We start from the raw sequence: 1,062 nt of genomic DNA, 5'->3' as shown, positions 1-1,062 counted from the left end.
CCTACAACCTCTACACCGGTCGTGACGGTCGAACGGTGTCCGAGGCCGCCGATGCCGAGGGTTACCAGATGTACAAGGGCACCACCGTCGCCAACTTCCCCAACATGTTCTTCATGCTCGGCGCCAACTCCGGGCTGAACTACACCTCGTTGATCTACGCCATCGAGTCACAGATCAACTACGTCGTCGATGCGGTCAAGACGATGCAGGCGCGCGAGCTGCAGACGTTCGAGGCCAAACTGGACGTGCAGCGCGACTACAACGAGGCGCTCGCGCCGAAGATGGCCCGCACCGTGTGGGTCACCGGCGGCTGCACCAGCTGGTTTCTCGACAAGCACGGCAAGAGTCCCGCGCTGTGGCCGGACTTCAGTTTCCGGTTCCGGAAGCTGGTGCGCCGGTTCGACATCGAAGCCTACGACACCACGGCGAAGTCACGGTGACGCAGACGCCTCGGCGCCACATCAGGGTGGCGATCATCGGGGCCGGGTTCGCCGGGCTCGGCGTGGCCATGCGGCTGCGCCGGCTCGGGATCACCGACTTCGTCGTCTTCGAGCGCGCGGGCGACATCGGCGGTACGTGGCGGGACAACACCTATCCCGGTGCGGGCTGTGATGTGCCGTCTCAGCTCTATTCGTACTCGTTCGCGCTGAACCCGAACTGGACGCATTCGTTCTCGACGCAGCCACAGATCCAGCAGTACATCCAGGACGTGGTGGACCGGCACGGGGTCCGTGAGTCGATTCTGCTCGACTGCGAGGTGACCGGCGCGCGATGGGACAGCGACACCGCACGCTGGGACATCCAGACCAGCCGCGGCGCGTTCACCGCCGGCATCACCGTGTCGGCGGCCGGTCCGCTGAGCACACCGAAGCTGCCCGACATCAAAGGCATCAGTTCCTTTCGGGGCGAACTGTTCCACTCGTCGCGCTGGGCTCACGACGTCGATCTCACCGGCAAGCGGGTCGCGGTCGTCGGCACCGGTGCCTCGGCCATCCAGATCGTGCCGTCGATCGCGGGGCAGGTGGCCCAGCTCGACCTGTACCAGCGCAGCGCGCCCTGGGT

General features: G+C 65.7%; 1 protein-coding gene and 1 pseudogene. Both read left to right on the top strand.

Translation table 11 applies throughout. The features are described 5' to 3' along the window. Window positions 1–440, top strand: a pseudogene (locus ACFWPJ_RS33650) (4-hydroxyacetophenone monooxygenase); the annotation flags it as partial. Beyond that, the coding region (locus ACFWPJ_RS33645) for a flavin-containing monooxygenase (RefSeq protein ID WP_378857682.1) at window positions 437–1,062 on the top strand (626 nt) is incomplete at its 3' end. The pseudogene ACFWPJ_RS33650 and the gene ACFWPJ_RS33645, both read left to right, overlap by 4 nt.

Origin of the sequence: Nocardia sp. NPDC058497 (assembly GCF_042720195.1) — a bacterium.
GTDB lineage: Bacteria > Actinomycetota > Actinomycetes > Mycobacteriales > Mycobacteriaceae > Nocardia.
The sequence above is the reverse complement of the archived record's forward strand: the minus strand, read 5'-3'. Positions and strand labels throughout refer to the sequence as shown.